The organism is Psychrobacter sp. FME5, assembly GCF_014861375.1.
Lineage (GTDB): Bacteria > Pseudomonadota > Gammaproteobacteria > Pseudomonadales > Moraxellaceae > Psychrobacter.
This window is the reverse complement of sequence record NZ_RRYX01000284.1, coordinates 1-394: the sequence shown is the minus strand read 5'-3', so window position 1 is coordinate 394 and position 394 is coordinate 1. Positions and strand designations below refer to the sequence as shown.

The 394-nt window shown below is 47.5% G+C and carries 1 protein-coding gene; it reads right to left on the bottom strand.

Annotated elements, in window-relative coordinates; translation table 11 throughout:
• Window positions 1-394, bottom strand: a 394-nt coding sequence (locus EI161_RS14700; RefSeq protein WP_192530052.1) for a transposase, incomplete at both ends; no start/stop codon positions are given.

Genomic DNA, 394 nt, shown 5'->3' with positions numbered 1-394 from the left:
TTGAGATGTCGACGTCGTAGATGTCCTTGATGGTTTCGACAATCTCAGTAGTGGTTTGACCTTTGGCGTAAAAGCTGATGATTTTGTCATCAAGACCTGAAATACGGGTTTGATGCTTACTGACAAGTACAGGCTCAAAGCTACTGTCGCGGTCTCTGGGGGTGGATATCTCAAGCTCGCCTGTGTCGCTACGGACTCTCTTTTTAGTGTGCCCATTGCGCTTATTAGGCCTGTCTGCCTTTTCATGCTTGGGGTAGCCGAGATGCTCTTCCATTTCTGCTTCTAGGGCAGTGTCGATGAAGGACTGCATGAGCTGCTTTTGAAAGTCTTTGATGTCATCGAAGCTTTTCATGCTGCTGGCCATTTGCTCAGCCAGTTTCTTGATGTCAGATTG